General features: G+C 29.8%; 17 protein-coding genes and 1 tRNA gene. 10 read left to right on the top strand and 8 right to left on the bottom strand.

Features of this window, described 5'->3' with window-relative positions:
* Positions 1–25: 25 nt before the first annotated feature.
* The gene (locus QLS71_RS02815) at positions 26–1,051 is read right to left on the bottom strand and encodes a LacI family DNA-binding transcriptional regulator (RefSeq protein ID WP_308990399.1); all 1,026 of its coding nucleotides are present in this window, start codon (positions 1,049–1,051) and stop codon (positions 26–28) included.
* Between the two features lie 282 nt (positions 1,052–1,333).
* On the opposite strand from QLS71_RS02815, the gene QLS71_RS02810 reads away from it, so the two are divergent.
* Together QLS71_RS02810 and QLS71_RS02805 are read left to right on the top strand one after the other, a co-directional pair.
* Entirely contained in the window at positions 1,334–2,938 is a 1,605-nt protein-coding gene (locus QLS71_RS02810) for a beta-N-acetylhexosaminidase (RefSeq protein ID WP_308990398.1), read from the top strand.
* Positions 2,939–3,207: 269 nt separating this feature from the next.
* Positions 3,208–3,555, top strand: coding sequence for a cupin domain-containing protein (locus tag QLS71_RS02805; RefSeq protein ID WP_308990397.1), 348 nt, complete (start codon positions 3,208–3,210; stop codon positions 3,553–3,555).
* A 1-nt stretch (position 3,556) separates the two neighbouring features.
* On the opposite strand, the gene QLS71_RS02800 is transcribed toward QLS71_RS02805, so the two are convergent.
* Positions 3,557–4,588, bottom strand: coding sequence for a LacI family DNA-binding transcriptional regulator (locus tag QLS71_RS02800; protein ID WP_308990396.1), 1,032 nt, complete (start codon positions 4,586–4,588; stop codon positions 3,557–3,559).
* Positions 4,589–4,749: 161 nt separating this feature from the next.
* On the opposite strand from QLS71_RS02800, the gene QLS71_RS02795 reads away from it, so the two are divergent.
* The gene (locus QLS71_RS02795; RefSeq protein WP_308990395.1) at positions 4,750–5,790 is read left to right on the top strand and encodes a sugar kinase; all 1,041 of its coding nucleotides are present in this window, start codon (positions 4,750–4,752) and stop codon (positions 5,788–5,790) included.
* 90 nt (positions 5,791–5,880) lie between these two features.
* The gene (locus QLS71_RS02790; RefSeq protein WP_308990394.1) at positions 5,881–6,549 is read left to right on the top strand and encodes a bifunctional 4-hydroxy-2-oxoglutarate aldolase/2-dehydro-3-deoxy-phosphogluconate aldolase; all 669 of its coding nucleotides are present in this window, start codon (positions 5,881–5,883) and stop codon (positions 6,547–6,549) included.
* Positions 6,550–6,601: 52 nt separating this feature from the next.
* On the opposite strand, the gene QLS71_RS02785 is transcribed toward QLS71_RS02790, so the two are convergent.
* Entirely contained in the window at positions 6,602–7,048 is a 447-nt protein-coding gene (locus tag QLS71_RS02785) for a hypothetical protein (protein ID WP_308990393.1), read from the bottom strand.
* Positions 7,049–7,216: 168 nt separating this feature from the next.
* Between QLS71_RS02785 and trxB the strand changes: the two genes are divergently transcribed.
* Positions 7,217–8,197, top strand: coding sequence for a thioredoxin-disulfide reductase (trxB, locus tag QLS71_RS02780; protein WP_308990392.1), 981 nt, complete (start codon positions 7,217–7,219; stop codon positions 8,195–8,197).
* A gap of 104 nt (positions 8,198–8,301) precedes the next feature.
* Positions 8,302–8,375 (top strand) — tRNA-Pro (locus QLS71_RS02775).
* Between the two features lie 380 nt (positions 8,376–8,755).
* Here QLS71_RS02775 and QLS71_RS02770 read toward each other — a convergent pair.
* The 4 genes from QLS71_RS02770 to QLS71_RS02755 all read right to left on the bottom strand — a co-directional run bounded on the left by QLS71_RS02770 (position 8,756) and on the right by QLS71_RS02755 (position 11,508).
* Positions 8,756–9,172, bottom strand: a complete 417-nt coding sequence (locus QLS71_RS02770; protein ID WP_308990391.1) for a hypothetical protein — start codon at positions 9,170–9,172, stop codon at positions 8,756–8,758.
* Positions 9,173–9,267: 95 nt separating this feature from the next.
* Positions 9,268–9,744 (bottom strand): energy transducer TonB, encoded by a 477-nt coding sequence (locus QLS71_RS02765; RefSeq protein WP_308990390.1) that lies wholly within the window; start codon positions 9,742–9,744, stop codon positions 9,268–9,270.
* A gap of 434 nt (positions 9,745–10,178) precedes the next feature.
* Positions 10,179–10,691: a hypothetical protein gene (locus QLS71_RS02760; RefSeq protein ID WP_308990389.1), complete on the bottom strand. Its 513-nt coding sequence runs from the start codon at positions 10,689–10,691 to the stop codon at positions 10,179–10,181.
* A 151-nt stretch (positions 10,692–10,842) separates the two neighbouring features.
* Positions 10,843–11,508: a hypothetical protein gene (locus QLS71_RS02755; RefSeq protein ID WP_308990388.1), complete on the bottom strand. Its 666-nt coding sequence runs from the start codon at positions 11,506–11,508 to the stop codon at positions 10,843–10,845.
* Positions 11,509–12,498: 990 nt separating this feature from the next.
* Here QLS71_RS02755 and QLS71_RS02750 point away from each other — a divergent pair.
* Positions 12,499–12,846 (top strand): LytTR family DNA-binding domain-containing protein, encoded by a 348-nt coding sequence (locus QLS71_RS02750; protein ID WP_308990387.1) that lies wholly within the window; start codon positions 12,499–12,501, stop codon positions 12,844–12,846.
* 54 nt (positions 12,847–12,900) lie between these two features.
* Here QLS71_RS02750 and QLS71_RS02745 read toward each other — a convergent pair whose 3' ends face one another.
* Entirely contained in the window at positions 12,901–13,275 is a 375-nt protein-coding gene (locus QLS71_RS02745; RefSeq protein WP_308990386.1) for a hypothetical protein, read from the bottom strand.
* Positions 13,276–13,695: 420 nt separating this feature from the next.
* On the opposite strand from QLS71_RS02745, the gene QLS71_RS02740 reads away from it, so the two are divergent.
* From QLS71_RS02740 to QLS71_RS02730, 3 genes are all read left to right on the top strand, one after another.
* Positions 13,696–14,457: a hypothetical protein gene (locus QLS71_RS02740; protein WP_308990385.1), complete on the top strand. Its 762-nt coding sequence runs from the start codon at positions 13,696–13,698 to the stop codon at positions 14,455–14,457.
* A gap of 42 nt (positions 14,458–14,499) precedes the next feature.
* Entirely contained in the window at positions 14,500–14,829 is a 330-nt protein-coding gene (locus QLS71_RS02735; protein WP_308990384.1) for a LytTR family DNA-binding domain-containing protein, read from the top strand.
* A gap of 883 nt (positions 14,830–15,712) precedes the next feature.
* On the top strand, positions 15,713–16,189 hold the full coding sequence (locus QLS71_RS02730) for a UpxY family transcription antiterminator (RefSeq protein ID WP_308990383.1): 477 nt from the start codon (positions 15,713–15,715) through the stop codon (positions 16,187–16,189).
* The last annotated feature ends 110 nt before the right edge of the window (positions 16,190–16,299 follow it).

Genomic DNA, 16,299 nt, shown 5'->3' with positions numbered 1-16,299 from the left:
CTACCATACACTCTTTCATCTGAAACTATGACCTTGTACTAGACTCACGAATTATCAATTCTGTTTTCAAAGTAATCGTTTCAGATGTTATAGAATCATCCTTTTCCTCTATTTGACGAATTAGTAATTTAGTAGCAGCTTCTCCCATTTGAAACGCACGGTCATTAATCGTAGTTAAATGTGGTTCAATAATTTTAGAAATGGGATAATTACTAAAGCCAACAATAGCAACGTCTTCAGGAATCTTTATCTCAGCTTTTCTAAAAACTTGAATCACACTTACGGCTGTATAATCGTTGGCACAAAATATACCATCTGGTTTTAATGAACTTTTTAAGTATGTTTCAGCACATTGCACACCTTCTTCGTAACTAAGGCTATTGGTAAATAATATTAAAGATTCTTCTATAGGTAAATTATATTTTTTAAGAGCTGCTTTATAACCTTCTAAGCGTGCTTTAAAGATGTTAGTAGTTTGACTACCCGAAATATGTCCAATTTGTTTACAACCATTTTTAATAAGATGCTCTGTTGCTAAATAGGCCGATTCAAAATCATTGATAACTATTTTATTAGCGTCAAAATCAGTAGGAACTCTGTCGTAAAATACAAGAGGAATACCCAGTTTATTGATTTTTTTAAAATGATCACAACTTTTGGTTTCAATGCCTAGGCATACTATAACCCCATCTAGCATTTTATTTTGAAGTGTTTTTGCGATTTCCTTTTCTCTTTTAAGCAAATCTTTCGATTGAAATATCGTAACGTTATAACCATTGTTGTATGCAAACTCTTCAATACCACTTATAACAAGCGAATGAAAATGGATGTCAATTCTAGGAACAATGACTCCAATAGTTTGTGTTCTTTTTTTTCTGAAGCTTGAAGCGATAGAATTAGGTACAAATCCTAATTCTTCAGCTTTTTTTTGTACTCTTTTTTTTGTCGAAGCACTAATTGCAGGATGATTTCCTAAAGCTCTAGAAATTGTAGATGCAGATAGGTTTAAATCTTTCGCCAAATCTTTTAAGGTAATTCTGGTGTTCTTCATATTAATGACAACAAACGTTTGCTGTTAAAGTTATTTTTATTATTTGTTGTTATATAAAAACTTAAAGGATGTAGACTTTTTCATTGAAAAACAATACAAATTAAATAAATTTAATTCAGAAATGACTTTAAAAGATAAAAATAATTATGCAAACGTTTGCGTTAAATGAAATTTGTGTTAAATTTGTTATTCACTATTAAAGTTTAGATAATCATTTGCGGTTTTTAATAGAGATAGCAAAGTGAGATAGTTTTATTCATCAAATTCAAGCCTAAATTCATTATGAAAACATTTAAAATACTTAATATTTTACTTCTTTTTTTTATTTCTCTAGCCCATGCTCAAGTTAATATTATACCACGTCCTATGGAGGTATTCATTGGAGATGGCTTTTTTGAGTTAAATAATAAAGTAGCGATCGTGTCCGATAAAATATCTAAAAATCAGGCAGATTATCTGGCTACGATTTTAGATAAGGCTTTTGATACAAAAACAAAGATTAAGCAAAAGGGATCGGGTATTGTTTTAAAAATAAATCCTAATATGGAAACTACTTTAGGAAAAGAAGGGTACCACCTGACAGCCTCTAAAAAAAATATTTTAATCTCAGCATCATCAAATGCAGGTTTGTTTTATGGCATTCAATCATTAAGACAATTATTACCCAGTGATTTTGAATTTTCAAAGCAATTCAACAAAAAAGTTTTAATTCCACAAGTAAATATTACTGATAAACCACGTTTTGGATGGCGTTCTTTTATGCTTGATGAGTCGCGTCATTTTAAAGGAGCTGAGGTGGTTAAAAATTTATTAGACCAAATGGCTCTTCTTAAAATGAACGTATTTCATTGGCACCTCACAGATGATCAAGGTTGGAGAATAGAGATAAAAAAATATCCTAATTTAACTAAAGTAGGAAGCTATAGGGAAGATACACAGTCTAGTAGAAAAAGTGAAGCGCGTTATGGATACCCTCATCAAGGATTTTACACCCAAGAAGAAATTAAAGGCATTATTGCTTATGCCGAAGAAAGACAAATTCGAATAGTTCCAGAAATAGAAATGCCTGGTCATGCGATGGCTGCCATTGCATCCTATCCTTGGCTAGGTATTTTGGGAGCAAATACGAAAGTTCCTGAATTTTTTGGTAAATTGGATGATTCTTTTAATATAGCAGATCCTAAAGTTTACGAGTTTCTTACAGATGTTCTTGAAGAAGTATTTGAGCTTTTTCCTGGTAATGTGGTACATATTGGCGGCGACGAAGTGATGTTTGATGTCTGGAAAAACTCCGAGATGATACAAAATAAAATTAAAGAAGAAGGCTTATCTTCCCCTGCCGATCTTCAAATATTTTTCACTAATCAAATGTCTACTTTTATGGAAAATAAAAACCATAGGATGATGGGATGGAATGAAATACTGGGCGCTAATGTGCATGAATGGCAAGAGGATTCGGATGTTAAGGTGGAACAAAAATTAGCAAAATCTGCGATTGTACATTTTTGGAAAGGAAATGTAGAGCTAATTAATGAAGCTGTTACCAATGGGTATGATATTGTAAATTCGTTGCATTCTATGACTTATTTAGATTATAATTATGATAATTTACCACTTTCTAAAGCCTATTCTTTCGATCCTATTCCTGAGGGTGTAGAAGAACAATATACCAATAAAATACTCGGTTTAGGTTGTCAAATGTGGAGTGAATGGATTCCGTCAGTTCAACAAATGAATAATCAAATATTTCCTCGAATTGCTGCCTATGCAGAAGTAGGTTGGACCTCTAAGTCTAATAAAGATTATGAGGTTTTTATAAAATCACTAAATGATTATAAAAAACGTTGGGAGTTTTTAGGGATAGAATATCATAGTAATTTTAATTAATAAAAAAGTGAAACATAAATTAACTTCGGTACTTGATATTATAAAATCAATAAATGAAGTGTCTTGTTTTAAGTTAATTTTATAATGTTTGTCAACATAACTTGTTGTAATTTAACCAACCAAGTAGCGTCTGTAATTTCTCTTAATAACCAAAAACAAGGGTGTAATTATTTTATTTATAGTGTCTTGCTCTAGTAAAACAGAAAAAGTACATTTGTATAATTAATTAAAATCAGAGCAGTTGGCGCTGATAAAATCAAATAAACCATATGAAGAGTTTTGGAGCAAGCAACGTTTTTTTATTAGGAGATAATATTGAATGGGAAGAGTTAGGAGGCGGCATTAAAAGAAAAATCATGGCTTATGATGATAGAATTATGCTTGTAAATGTTCATTTTGAAGCCGGAGGTGTAGGAGCTATGCATAACCATCACCATTCTCAAGTTACTTATGTGGCTAATGGCGAATTTGAATTTACGGTAGGAGACGAGGTTCAAATTGTAAAAGAAGGAGATTCACTTTATATTCCACCAAATATTATGCACGGAACTATTTGTAAAAAAAGGGGTGTTTTAATTGATGTCTTTAGTCCTATTAGAGAAGATTTTATGCAGTAAATTATAGTTTTTTTACATTAGAAGAATCCCGAACAATCAATTCAGCATCCAGAATAATTTTATTTAGTGTTTGCTTCATTTGAGGATCGTTTACCCGCTCTAAAAAGGTTAAAGCTGCTTGTTTACCAATTTCAGCACTATGCTGATCTATACTAGAAATAGTGGGGGTTACCATGGCTGTAAAAGGCTCATTACCAAAACCAACCAAGGCAATCTCATCTGGTATATTAACGTTGTTTTCGTTAAGTATTTGTAATGCACCTAATGCTGCATAATCACCAGCAACATAAACAGCATCGGGTTTATTTTTTAAATTTAGTAGTTGCAACATTTTATCTCTGCCATCTTCTAAAGTAAGGCTGCTTTCTATGAGTAATGATTCTTCTAAAGGCAAATCATGTTTTTTAATAGCATCAATATAACCTTTAATTCGGTTGTTGAAAATTCGTGTACGCCTGTAGCCACCAATATGTGCAATGCGTTTACAGCCTTGATGCACTAAATGTTCAACAATCATATGGCTACTGTCATAATCGTTTATACCAATATAATCGACATTTAAATCATTTTCACCACGGTCAAATAGAATTAAAGGAATGCCTTTTGATTTGATTTTTTCGTAAAAATCTAAACTTATAGTTTCATTAGCCATAGAAGCAATAATACCATCAACTTGTGTGAACAATAAAGTATCAATATTACTACATTCTTTTTTATAGGATTCGTTTGATTGGGTAATAATAATATTGTAACCTTCTTTATTTAAAACTTCTTCAATATTTTGAATCACTGAAGAAAAAAAATGACTATTAGTTCGGGGAACTATAACGCCAACTAGGTTGCTTTTTCCTCTACGAAGCGCACTGGCTAAGTGATTGGGTTGGTAATTTAATTCTTTAGCAACTCTTTTTACAGCTTCTTTAGTTTTAGCACTTATCCGAGAATCATCATGCAATGCTTTTGAAACTGCTGCCGGAGAAATATTTAAAACGCTAGCAATGTCTTTTATGGTCGTTTTTTTTTTGTTTCTCAAATTTTTATATATTTTTGCTTAAACGTTTAAGCAAAAATAGTGCAATAGTTTTTATAAACAAAACAGATAATTTTATTTAATGTTTTTACTATATTTACTAATATACGTTTGCTTAAACGTTTAAGCAAAAATTAAATAACTAAATTAATAATTAAAATTAGATGAGTAGAGTAGTAACATTTGGTGAGATCATGCTTCGATTAGCACCTCAAGGATTTTTAAGATTTTCTCAAGCAGACAATTTTGATGTTGTTTATGGTGGTGGAGAATCTAATGTAGCAGTATCATTAGCAAATTATGGTATTTCTGTAGATTTTATTACGCGTTTACCTAAAAATGATATAGGTGAGTGTGCTATGATGGAAATGCGTAAAAGAGGTGTTGGTGTAGATAAAATTGTTTGGGGTGGAGACCGTTTAGGTATTTACTTCTTAGAAACAGGAGCGGTGTCTAGAGGAAGTAAAGTGGTTTATGATAGAGCACATTCTTCTATGGCCACTATTCAATCTGGTATGATTAATTGGGAAGAAGTTTTCAAAGGTGTAGAATGGTTCCATTGGACAGGCATTACACCAGCTATTTCTCAAAGTTCTGCGGATGTTTGTTTAGAAGCTGTTAAAGCGGCTAGCAAATTAGGAGTTACTATTTCAACAGATTTAAATTATAGAGCTAAGTTGTGGAAATATGGAGGAGATCGTGAAGCAATTATGACGGAATTAACATCGTATTGTGATGTTATTTTAGGGAATGAAGAAGATGCTGAAATGCACTTTGGTATTAAGCCAGCAGGTGCAGCAGTTCAAACTCATGGACATGATGTGAAGGCTGAAGCTTTCTTATCGGTTTGTCAACAAATGATGAAAAAATTCCCAAGAGCTAAAAAAGTTATCACTACATTAAGAGGTTCTATTTCTGCGTCTCACAATACGTGGGCAGGTGTTCTATATGATGGTAAAGAAATGTTACAAACACGTCAATATCAAATTACGGATATTGTTGATCGTGTAGGTGGTGGTGATTCATTTATGGGAGGTTTAATTTACGGATTATTAACTTATCCAGATAACGATCAAAATGCATTAGATTTTGCAGTAGCAGCATCTTGTTTAAAACACACGATTAAAGGGGATGCTAACTTAGTAACTGTAGAAGAGGTATCCAAACTTATGGGTGGTGATGCTTCTGGTAGAGTAGCGAGATAGATATTAAGGTTTTATTGTTGAACTGTTAAATAGTTAAATCGGCAAACAGTTCAACAAATAAACGATTCAACACATAAACATTTATATAAAATGGCACAATTTTCAAGATTAGAAGTAGCTCAAGCTATGAAAGATACAGGAATGATTCCTTTATTTTTTCATAACGATATTGAGTTAAGTAAAAAAGTATTAAAAGCTTGCTACGATGGTGGCGCAAGATTAATGGAATTTACAGCTCGTGGTGATTTCGCTCACGAAGTTTTTGGTGAATTAACCAAATACGCTATTAAAGAATTACCAGGCATGATCATGGGAGTTGGATCTGTTACCGATGGTGCAGCAGCATCTTTATATATGGCATTAGGAGCAAACTTTATAGTAACTCCGGTGTTGAGAGAAGATATTGCTATTGCTTGTAACCGTAAGAAAGTTTTATGGTCTCCTGGCTGTGGAACATTAACTGAAATAGCAAGAGCTGAAGAACTAGGTTGCGAAATAGTAAAACTATTCCCTGGTGATATTTATGGTCCACAATTTGTAAAAGGTATTAAAGGTCCACAACCATGGACAAGTGTTATGCCAACTGGGGGTGTATCTCCAACTGAAGAAAACTTAAGAGGATGGTTTGATGCTGGTGTAACTTGTGTAGGTATGGGGTCTCAATTAATCTCTAAAGATATTATTGCTAACAAAGATTACGCAAAACTAGAGCAAGATGTAAAGAATGCACTTGCCATTGTTAAAGCTGTTAGAAAATAATTTTAAATTTCTATAAAAAAAAGCTGAACTTAATTTTTAAGTTCAGCTTTTTTTATTCCACACGTTTGTAATTTTCGGCATATATAGGATTACTAGAACTATCAATTTCAACTTGAGTAAATGTGTTTTCATCAATTGTTATATCGAAAACAAATTTCTTTTTATCCTTAATCCGGCTATTCATAGCATGAGAACCATAATCTAAAACTTCGGTTAATATACCATCTTTAAAAGTGTAATCTCCAACACCAAACCAATCTAAAGAATCCCATGCGCGCAATCTGCTCCACATAATCTTAGTTTTAGAATACATTTTCATTTGTTTGTATGCGTTTGAAGACTTTATAGTATCTACAGAACCGTCTTCTTTATAGTTCAAATAGCTAACTAATTCCCAAGCACCTTCTAAAGAATAATCTTTTATAGCTGGTTCAATGTTATTTTTATTATTACAAGAAATAAAAAGAGAGGCGCAGAAAATAAATAGAATTGTTTTCATGGTATAGTTATTTTATTAAGAATCAAATCATTACAATTTACAAAAAAATAAGTGATTAGTTGAATTTGATAATAAGTAATTATACCATGATAATATCTTTTGATAATTTTAATATCAGATTCAGTTCAAAAATTCTACTTTTGCTTAAGATTAAATTTAATAGCGATTATGTCAGATACAATTGAAAAAATAAAATGTTTAATAATTGGTTCGGGACCTGCGGGTTATACAGCAGCAATTTATGCCGCTAGAGCCAATATGAAACCTGTATTATATCAAGGAGTACAACCAGGGGGACAATTAACAACGACTAATGAAGTTGAAAACTTTCCAGGATACCCCGATGGTATTACTGGTCCGGAAATGATGATGCAGTTACAAAAACAAGCAGAACGTTTTGAAACCGATGTGCGTGATGGTTGGGTTACTAAAGTAGATTTTTCAGGAGATGTACATAAAGTTTGGGTTAACGAAACGAAAGAAATTCATTGTGATACGGTTATAATTTCAACCGGAGCATCGGCTAAATATTTAGGTTTAGATTCTGAACAAAAATATTTAAAATTGGGTGGAGGTGTTTCGGCTTGTGCTGTTTGTGATGGGTTCTTTTATAGAAATCAAGAAGTAGTGATTGTTGGAGCAGGAGATTCAGCTTGTGAAGAGGCTCATTATCTTTCTAAATTATGTAAAAAAGTAACGATGTTAGTAAGACGTGATGAATTTAGAGCGTCAAAAATTATGGCTAACAGAGTTAAAAATACACCCAATATAGAAATATTGTTCAATACAGAAACAGATGAGGTTTTAGGGGACGGACAAGTAGTTACAGGAGTTAGAGTTTATAATAACCAAACAAAGGAAAAGCACGAAATACCTGCAACGGGATTTTTTGTGGCTATTGGGCATAAACCTAATACAGATATATTTAAAGGTTTTTTAAATTTAGATGAAACAGGTTATATTATAAATGTACCAGGAACTTCAAAAACAAATGTAGAAGGTGTGTTTGTCTCAGGTGATGCAGCAGATCATGTTTATAGGCAAGCCATTACAGCAGCCGGAACAGGCTGTATGGCAGCGTTGGATGCAGAACGTTATTTAGCAGGTAAAGATGCTACGTTTGAAGTCTCTACATCTAATTATAATTAGAAACGATAATATTGAATTATAAGCCGAAGTAATTTCTTCGGCTTTTTTTTATTAATTGATTTCCTTAATATATTAAAATGTGTTTTCTTTGGAAACAATTTAAACGGGATGTGGCGCAGTCCGGTAGCGTACACGGCTGGGGGTCGTGTGGTCGCAGGTTCAAATCCTGTCATCCCGACAAATTATAGTATCAATCTATATCAAAAACCTTTTAATCATATGATTTTAAGTGTTTTAATTTTTTTAGGTTTCAAATGAAATTAATTAAAATCAACTAAAAGGTGTACTATTCGGTGAGTCATTTCGAATCAGAATTGTCGTAAATTTAAAGAGCTTTTAAGAGCAATTTGACTTTTACTTAACTTAAAACTCAAAAAAGGCAGACAAATACCACGTTTTAGTGCTTGTATTCACAAGTAAATTATCAAATTCCGAAGATAGATTATCAATTTATGCACAGAAAAATATTTGTATAAATTTTTAGCTAATGAATTAAAGGCAAATGATATTTATTTAAAGTAGCTAAATCATAGGTTTATTTGGAGTCAGCCAAATTTTTTACTCTTTTAGTTTGATGATTTTTCCATTTTCATTTTGGCCTCTTTCATATTTCGTTACCACAACCATTTTTTTCTTAAGCCTTAAATACAGCTTTTTAGGAATGTCATCTTCTTTCGTGTTCTCTAAAATACTTCCCATATAAGAAGCATGATCCAAATTCTTCATTTCTATGAATAATTTGACATATTCTTCAAGTGCATTTTCAATATTAGATTGTATCAAACCTTCTGCTAGTATGAAAATAAAATCAGAGTGCCAGCTTTTTGAGTCCGATATTAGGTTCTTAATTGCCTTTACATTTAAATTATTCAAATAAGTCGACAACTTAAAATAACCAATGTTTTCCCACCACTCAAAATCGTCCTCGTGCGAAGTGACTATTTCATAGATATAATCAAAGGATGCATCTTTCATCTAATTTTAGCTAATGGTCTTATGTAGCAAAAGTGCATGGACTCTTGATTTAACATTAACCTAAGCATTATTTTTATGGTGTGGTACAACGTTTTTTATTTAAGTGATAATTTAACTGGAAACGAATACGGAACGCTAACCAATTCACCGTCTTTAATTGCTGGTTCAAATTTCGGTAAGTTATTTATCGCTCTAATCACTTCATTCTCAAAATATCCTGATTTATCGTTGCTTTTTAAGAACTCAATATTAGTTATCTTACCAGTTTTGTTTAATATAATCTTAACAAATATGTCGATATTTTGATCCTGGCCTTTAATTTTATTTATTTTTAAATTTTTTGAAATTGTGCTAGAAACTACTTTGCTGAAACACTTTCGCTGTTCTTCTATTGAAGAGATCCCTTTGCATTTTGCAAAAGTTGGTAATCTATCTTTTCCTAAATCATTTGCAGATTTTATATTGTCAATCTTTTCACCAGCCATCGAATCTTTGGAATTATCTTTGGATGAGTTATTTTGAGCAAATACAAAGCTTGTAAAAAGCAGAATTATTATCGTAAGTTTTTTCATGTTTAAATCTCGACTAACGTCAAATTTTCTTATTGATATTCAGTTGATTATGTTTTGTAAAATCTACCAATTTTTATCAACATTATAGACTGTATTGTCCTACAGGTTAAAATTGGTTTTATGCTGTTAATTTATAGACCATATTTGGTGTTTTAAAGTCTAAAGATAAGTGTAATCTTGTTTCGTTGTATAAATTAATCGTATTATTTGTAGCTTTTTTCGTGTGACTATATCATTGTTTTAAAATGTTTGATGAATACGATTTATAACGAACCACACGAAGGGATTGACTTCGTCGAATTTCATTTCGTGCGGGAGGGGATTATCAACACTTCAATACGACAGAATCACAATTATGAGATAATTAAAAAATAAATATCAACTTTGGATAACTAGGCTAGTGTTTTTATAGGATACGGTGTTAGACACAGTATTTAATTATCGGTTGTATTCCATACAAATCCAATGTGCCAAACTTTCTTGTTATTATCATCAATATTATATTCCCATAAAATTAAAATTCCAGGAAAATCAACAGAAACATACCATTCAGCATTTTTTCTGGACAAGTCAACATTTTCTTGTGTTTCAGTAAACTTAAATTCTTCCAATTCCTTTTTGAACCCAGAAACCATTTTCTCGTTTTTTGTTAAAAATGAAGAATTTAAAGAACCGTCTTTTGACACTGAAAAATTTACTCTTATTTCTTCCAGTCCAATTTCAGTATTTCCGCATTTAAAATGGGTATAATAAGTAAAAGTTGGCATTTCTCTTTTCTCCTCAAAGCAAAACCCGTAGGGCTCAATAAATTTAGAAAATTTTGAAGGCTTGTCGCATGTTTTAGTAGCTTCTAAAATGGTTTTAAACTTTATCGTTTGGTTTTGCGAAGAGCAATTTGTATATGTTACAATCAGTAATAATAAAATTATAGAATTCAGTTCTTTCATTTTGTTTGTCACCACAACGTTTATAAGAATAGTGCGGTTTTGAGTGCCAGGATTTTCCGAAGTAAAATCAGAAGCTAGCAAACAAAGAAACTCACATTGGTTAAGCTAAAAATAGCAATTTTTTATACTTTTTTGCCAACAGTATTTTTATTTAATAATATATGGTCGTTTCAGGTTTCGGAAATTTCAATTCGTTATTTCCAGGATAAAAACCATTCATTGTTGGCAGAGTCTCCAATTTTCTAACCATTTCTTCTTTCTCTGTTTTTGAACTTTCATTCTCACAATCTTCGGTTTTTTTTTCGTAATTTATCTTACCATTCGATAGATTGTAGTCAAAATTGAAGAAATAATCACAAGGTGAACCAAAATTGACAGTAGCTCCGATTAATTGAAAATCTCCACTTTGATATCTAAATCTATGGGTGTAATTCCATTTTTCACGACTTCCTCCAAAATGATTAATTACAATACAATTTCTTTCAATTGATATTCCCTCGAAAGGGTCTCCCATCATTCCTCCGTGTTTACTTGGTAATATTGCTCCAACTGATTTTTTCCACAATTCCCATTTGTCATTATTTATTTTGTAAATGAATATTTGTCTTTCTGTTCCTAAATCAGTTTCCTTTTCTGTATCGTAAACTATTACTTTTTCAGAAATTCCATCTTTGTCCAAATCTCCTTTTGTTTCGTCAAGAATTTTAAACGATTTTGGTGTTTGAATTATTTCAGATTTTTTGTTTTCCTGATTTTTACAAGACATAAACGAAAAAATGAATAGAACTAAAATGTATGTAGATAATCGTTTTTTCATATTGTTGGCAACGTGTTTATTGATTAGTGCGGTTTTGAGTGCGAGGATTTTCCGAAGTAAAATCAGAAGCAACAAAATAGCAATGACCTTTAGTTAAGCCTAAAATAGTAATTATTTTTGTACGGTGTTGGCAATTGTTATTTATCACAAATTCCGTCTATTAAATTCGTCTTTGTAGGGTTAAATCTATTATCATTAACGAAATAATTTCCAGACAATCCCGAATTATTAAAAAGAAATTCAAGTGCACAAAAATTATTCAGTTTCATTTACTTTTTGATCAACTATATCAAATGAATATGACATTTTTGTCTTATTAATTCTGAGTAACGTTTTGTAATATTATGAAAATCAGGTTTTTAAAATTCTTGTTTTCAATGCTTTTTGGTCTTTTCTAGGCAAACTAAACGCTATCATTTAGTAATTATTTTCTCTATCTAAAAAGGAGCAATTACTTTCGGTGTTTTGGCTGTAATTTCGGCGTGGAAAGAATGAATTAAAAATTCAAAAGCCACTGTTATACAGTTTTTTTAATACTATGATTCACCTAACTGCACCCTAAATCTCATAAGAACAAGTTAAAAACAAAATTGTTTGTTTTTGGTTATACAAAGTTACAAATTTCATCCATAAATATTAGGAGCATCGTCGAAGACCAAACCAGAGGACTAACACGAGTTTTATAATTAAGAAAGGACCGTAGCGATGACTTTTAGTCCATGGGTGTTTAGTAATATTATTTCGGGTTAATACGCTTGGTTCATTTAGACCCATGGCAGCAACAAGTTATAAAATTGTATATAGTGGCTTCATGTTAGTATTTGACTCGTTGAACTTTAGTGTTTACACCAAATTTAATAAAATTAAGACATGTAATTATATTTAATTTATATTAGTTAGACATAGAATAATATTACTTTTAATTTTTTCTTTCAATTCGGACAGGAAATTGTAGATTGATTGCTTTTTGTAATAAGTAAAAGTATAAATATGAAAAATTCCAACACAGCTCTAAAATATATAGCGATTAATTCAGTAAATAATATTAAGGTGATTGAGGTGGGAGATATTTTATATATGGAAGCTGACGGATCTACAACTAAAATATATTTGAATAATAACACTGTTCTCATAGCTTTTAAAAATCTTGGATTTTATGCAGAATTGTTTGAATACATTAGTTTCATAAAAGTTCATAGAAGCTTTATTGTAAATATAGCTTATATTGAAAAAATCATTAAAGATGCTGGAGGTCAATATTGTGTTATAAAAGGAAATTGTTTAGTCCCTATATCAAATAGAAAACTTCCATTGATTAAACAAGTTTTACATTATTAAAGGAGGTTTTAATTAAATTAAAACAGAATGAAATTTGAGTTATGTAGAAGCTCTCTAGACTCTTAAAGAATTGAGTAAATCTTTAAATAAAGTGTTTTTTTTAGCATTAACAATTAAAATTTCAGATAATTCTTGGATATTACTATCGAAAAAGCCAACCTTAGCACAGTACTTTTTTAATATTTCATTTAATTCTTCATCAATTTCATAACGTTTACTTACCGAAATATATAATTCATAAAGAAATTTTAAATTGGAAGTTAATGATTCGTCTAAATCATAAGTATTATGAATAGAATTATCTAGTTGCTTTTTGCAAATACCTAGATCTAGTGCATAATTTTCTAGAATTTCCTTTTCCCTTAAATTGTCTTCTCCACATAAGTTAGCAATCTTATAATAATAAAAAAAGTTCGTAGGTTCTTTCATATAACTGGGGTTATTTTAATAATAAAATTAGAGTTTTAATAAAACTAACATTATAAATAATTGTAATGTTAATTTTAACTAAAATGGTTCAGTAATAAATAATATTCATATTATATGTATAATTTTTTATTGATTTAATAAATTTAATAAATTTAATTGAATAAAAATCATTTCAACTCTCATATAAAAATATATTATTGAAAGATTCGGTAATCAAAAAAAATTAACTATTAAGTATTTTGGACTAGAATAAAAGTACTTGAATGTTTTGTCTTCATGTATCGTTTTTTTCATTTATTATAAAATATCGTCGTTTATTACAATAATAGTTCGCTCATATTTTTTATGTTAGTTTATTAATTCGGTTTGATATTTTTATGATGAAATCAGTAATTATAAATACGAATGAACCTGCAATTAATGAAGTTAGATTTTTTAGAGTCAGCTGTACTAAAAACACTTGTCTTAGATTATTCAGAACCTGATATTCAGAAGCTATTGGAAATTGACCATGAAAAATACCATTTAATTATAAGTAATTTATTTTTTAAGTATAATACCTATGATTTATTTCAAACAATTTTATTTGCAATAGCTAATGGTCATATCAATCGTTACGATTTGGTAAAGGACGAAATAAAAAATTTAGCTTTATCACATTCACAGTATATTTACGACAATCTCAAAATTTTAGATCTTTTAAAAATTAAAAGTAGTAATGATTTAGATGGTTTGTTAAATGAATTTATTATAAAATCTCAAGGAATTTTCATTAAAAAAGATTGTTCGAAAATAAGTTTTGTTTTAAGTCTAGAAGAAATTGAGTATTGTAAACACAGGGTTTTCCATAGTTTGAGGTGTGATTTGTCCGAATTTGATGAATCGATATTGACTAATTTCAAAATTGAAAAAGCACTCATACGAAGATTAAAAGTTAATAATTTCTTTAATGTTATCAGACGTGTTTTTGAACTACAACTAATAGAAAAAGACATCTTTGTTCCAGAATATGAGGACTTACAAAAGGCAATAAAGGAAGAAGTAAAGATAAATATTATTTCAAATTATCAGGCTTTAGATATGACAGACAAAGAGAAGAGACTTAGTATTTACTTTAATCTTATAAATTACTATAATGAATTGGAAAATAAACTTTTTTTCGCGGAATGTGTACTAATCTAATTTTTATATCAAAACAAATATTCATACTAAATTTATATATAAATGCCTAAATATATTGCCGTTAATGCGTATAATGGAATTAAAGTATTAGAAGTATCTAAAATTTTATATTTAAAGTCTTCTGGGAGATATACCTCAATTTATTTAAACGACAAAACCAAAATATTAGTTTGTAAAAATTTGGGGTATTATGAAAAATTATTTGAAAATAATTATTTTTTAAGGATTCATAATAGTTTTGTAGTGAACGTATCTTATTTAAAAAATATTATAAGAGAAGGTGATGGTCAGTACTGTATTTTGTCTGAAAATAATATTATTCCCATATCTAATAGGAGGTTTTCTCATGTAAAAGAGTTTTTATATTATTAGTCAATATTTATAATTAAAACAAGTTGCGATTAGTTAAATTGTCCTGTTCATAATTTAATGTTTTTTTATTTCTTTATAGTTGCAGAAAGGCGAATTTGTCTTTATTAAATAAAGGCTCCATTTTCAGTATAATCTCTATTAAGATTTATACAAAGAATGTCCAAGACCATTTAATATAAAGTTAAATGGTTGATTAATTGCAATTGTTGCGTTTTTAACAACCATTCTAGTTAATCTAAAAAATTAGAATTTTATATTAAAATAACTTAAATTTTTCTCTCAAAACTTTCATTTGGAATTTTAAGATTCTGTGAATGCATTTGTGTTTATTTATCATTATAGAATTAAGAATTATAAAATTTGTTTGGTCCAACTTTTACTTAAATGTAATTGGTTTGCGGAGGTTCCTTTTAGATTTACTGAATATATTTTTTAATCTTAGTTTGATTTTTAAGCTCACCGCGAAATCTGTCCCAACTCATCTGCCTTTTAATTAGAGATAACTTAATAGAACAGCTTATTTTTTAAGTACTTTCTGTATTGCATTTTTTTATGTTATTGATATTTGCTTTTATAAAGGGTCTTAAAGTTTTTATATTCAGATTAAAGTTATAACTCTAATTATTGGCTTAGGTTTTTAGAACTAAATGAGTCGTTTATTAATCAGTATTCCTGTCCTGTTTTTAATTTGTTGATGCAGCTTACTTATTTTGCGTTAACACTCCAAATTTCTTTTATGTCTGATAGATTGCATTTATTATTTTATTTCTTCATCTATTACAAAAATGAGCAAAGAGCCTCGTTAGTCATCTATTTTTGAATCAAATAAGACCTTAGATAAGTTGTTTCTGGCACATTTGGTTGTATTTAATTAGATAGAAATATGAATTGGTATGTTTTATACGTAAAATCTAAACAAGAGTTTAAAGTTCAAGATTATTTAAACAAGCTTGATTTAGAACTTGAAGCTTTTTGTCCTTATAGAATAGAACTAAAACAATGGAGTGATAGAAAGAAGAAGATAGCTGTTCCTTTAATAAGTTCTATTGTTTTAATAAAGACAAAAGAAATCAATAGAGATAAAGTTTTTTCAGTGCCAGGGACTATTAGGTATTTATTTTGGTTAGGTAAGCCCGCTATAGTTAAAGAGTTTGAAGTTGAACAACTTCTTAGTATTTCCCATAACGAAAATATTATCTCACATGAAGTAGAGGAAATAAAATTGGGTAAGCATATAGATTTAACTCGATTTGGTTTTTCAAATAGAACAGGAGTTATACAAAGAGTATCTAATAATGTATTCTGGGTGGTCTTAGAAAGCTTAGGGTATACCTTAAAGTTGACTTTGAAAAAACAGTAGCACTCTTAAAGGACATAAATATTGTCTTAGATTAAACCATTTGTCCAAATATTTAATGATTTCATTTAGAAAGTATCTAAATGAATTATCATTTGGTAATTATAAATTAA

The sequence above is a fragment of the Mariniflexile litorale genome, assembly GCF_031128465.2.
Lineage (GTDB): Bacteria > Bacteroidota > Bacteroidia > Flavobacteriales > Flavobacteriaceae > Mariniflexile > Mariniflexile litorale.
Note: the sequence above shows the minus strand (reverse complement) of the source record. Positions and strands in the feature narration are given on the sequence as shown.

Coding starts and splice junctions, on each gene's coding strand:
- QLS71_RS02815 (WP_308990399.1), bottom strand. CDS start 1,051: ATGAAGAACACCAGAATTACCTTAAAAGATTTGGCGAAAGATTTAAAC.
- QLS71_RS02810 (WP_308990398.1), top strand. CDS start 1,334: ATGAAAACATTTAAAATACTTAATATTTTACTTCTTTTTTTTATTTCT.
- QLS71_RS02805 (WP_308990397.1), top strand. CDS start 3,208: ATGAAGAGTTTTGGAGCAAGCAACGTTTTTTTATTAGGAGATAATATT.
- QLS71_RS02795 (WP_308990395.1), top strand. CDS start 4,750: ATGAGTAGAGTAGTAACATTTGGTGAGATCATGCTTCGATTAGCACCT.
- QLS71_RS02790 (WP_308990394.1), top strand. CDS start 5,881: ATGGCACAATTTTCAAGATTAGAAGTAGCTCAAGCTATGAAAGATACA.
- QLS71_RS02785 (WP_308990393.1), bottom strand. CDS start 7,048: ATGAAAACAATTCTATTTATTTTCTGCGCCTCTCTTTTTATTTCTTGT.
- trxB (WP_308990392.1), top strand. CDS start 7,217: ATGTCAGATACAATTGAAAAAATAAAATGTTTAATAATTGGTTCGGGA.
- QLS71_RS02770 (WP_308990391.1), bottom strand. CDS start 9,172: ATGAAAGATGCATCCTTTGATTATATCTATGAAATAGTCACTTCGCAC.
- QLS71_RS02765 (WP_308990390.1), bottom strand. CDS start 9,744: ATGAAAAAACTTACGATAATAATTCTGCTTTTTACAAGCTTTGTATTT.
- QLS71_RS02760 (WP_308990389.1), bottom strand. CDS start 10,691: ATGAAAGAACTGAATTCTATAATTTTATTATTACTGATTGTAACATAT.
- QLS71_RS02755 (WP_308990388.1), bottom strand. CDS start 11,508: ATGAAAAAACGATTATCTACATACATTTTAGTTCTATTCATTTTTTCG.
- QLS71_RS02750 (WP_308990387.1), top strand. CDS start 12,499: ATGAAAAATTCCAACACAGCTCTAAAATATATAGCGATTAATTCAGTA.
- QLS71_RS02745 (WP_308990386.1), bottom strand. CDS start 13,275: ATGAAAGAACCTACGAACTTTTTTTATTATTATAAGATTGCTAACTTA.
- QLS71_RS02740 (WP_308990385.1), top strand. CDS start 13,696: ATGAAGTTAGATTTTTTAGAGTCAGCTGTACTAAAAACACTTGTCTTA.
- QLS71_RS02735 (WP_308990384.1), top strand. CDS start 14,500: ATGCCTAAATATATTGCCGTTAATGCGTATAATGGAATTAAAGTATTA.
- QLS71_RS02730 (WP_308990383.1), top strand. CDS start 15,713: ATGAATTGGTATGTTTTATACGTAAAATCTAAACAAGAGTTTAAAGTT.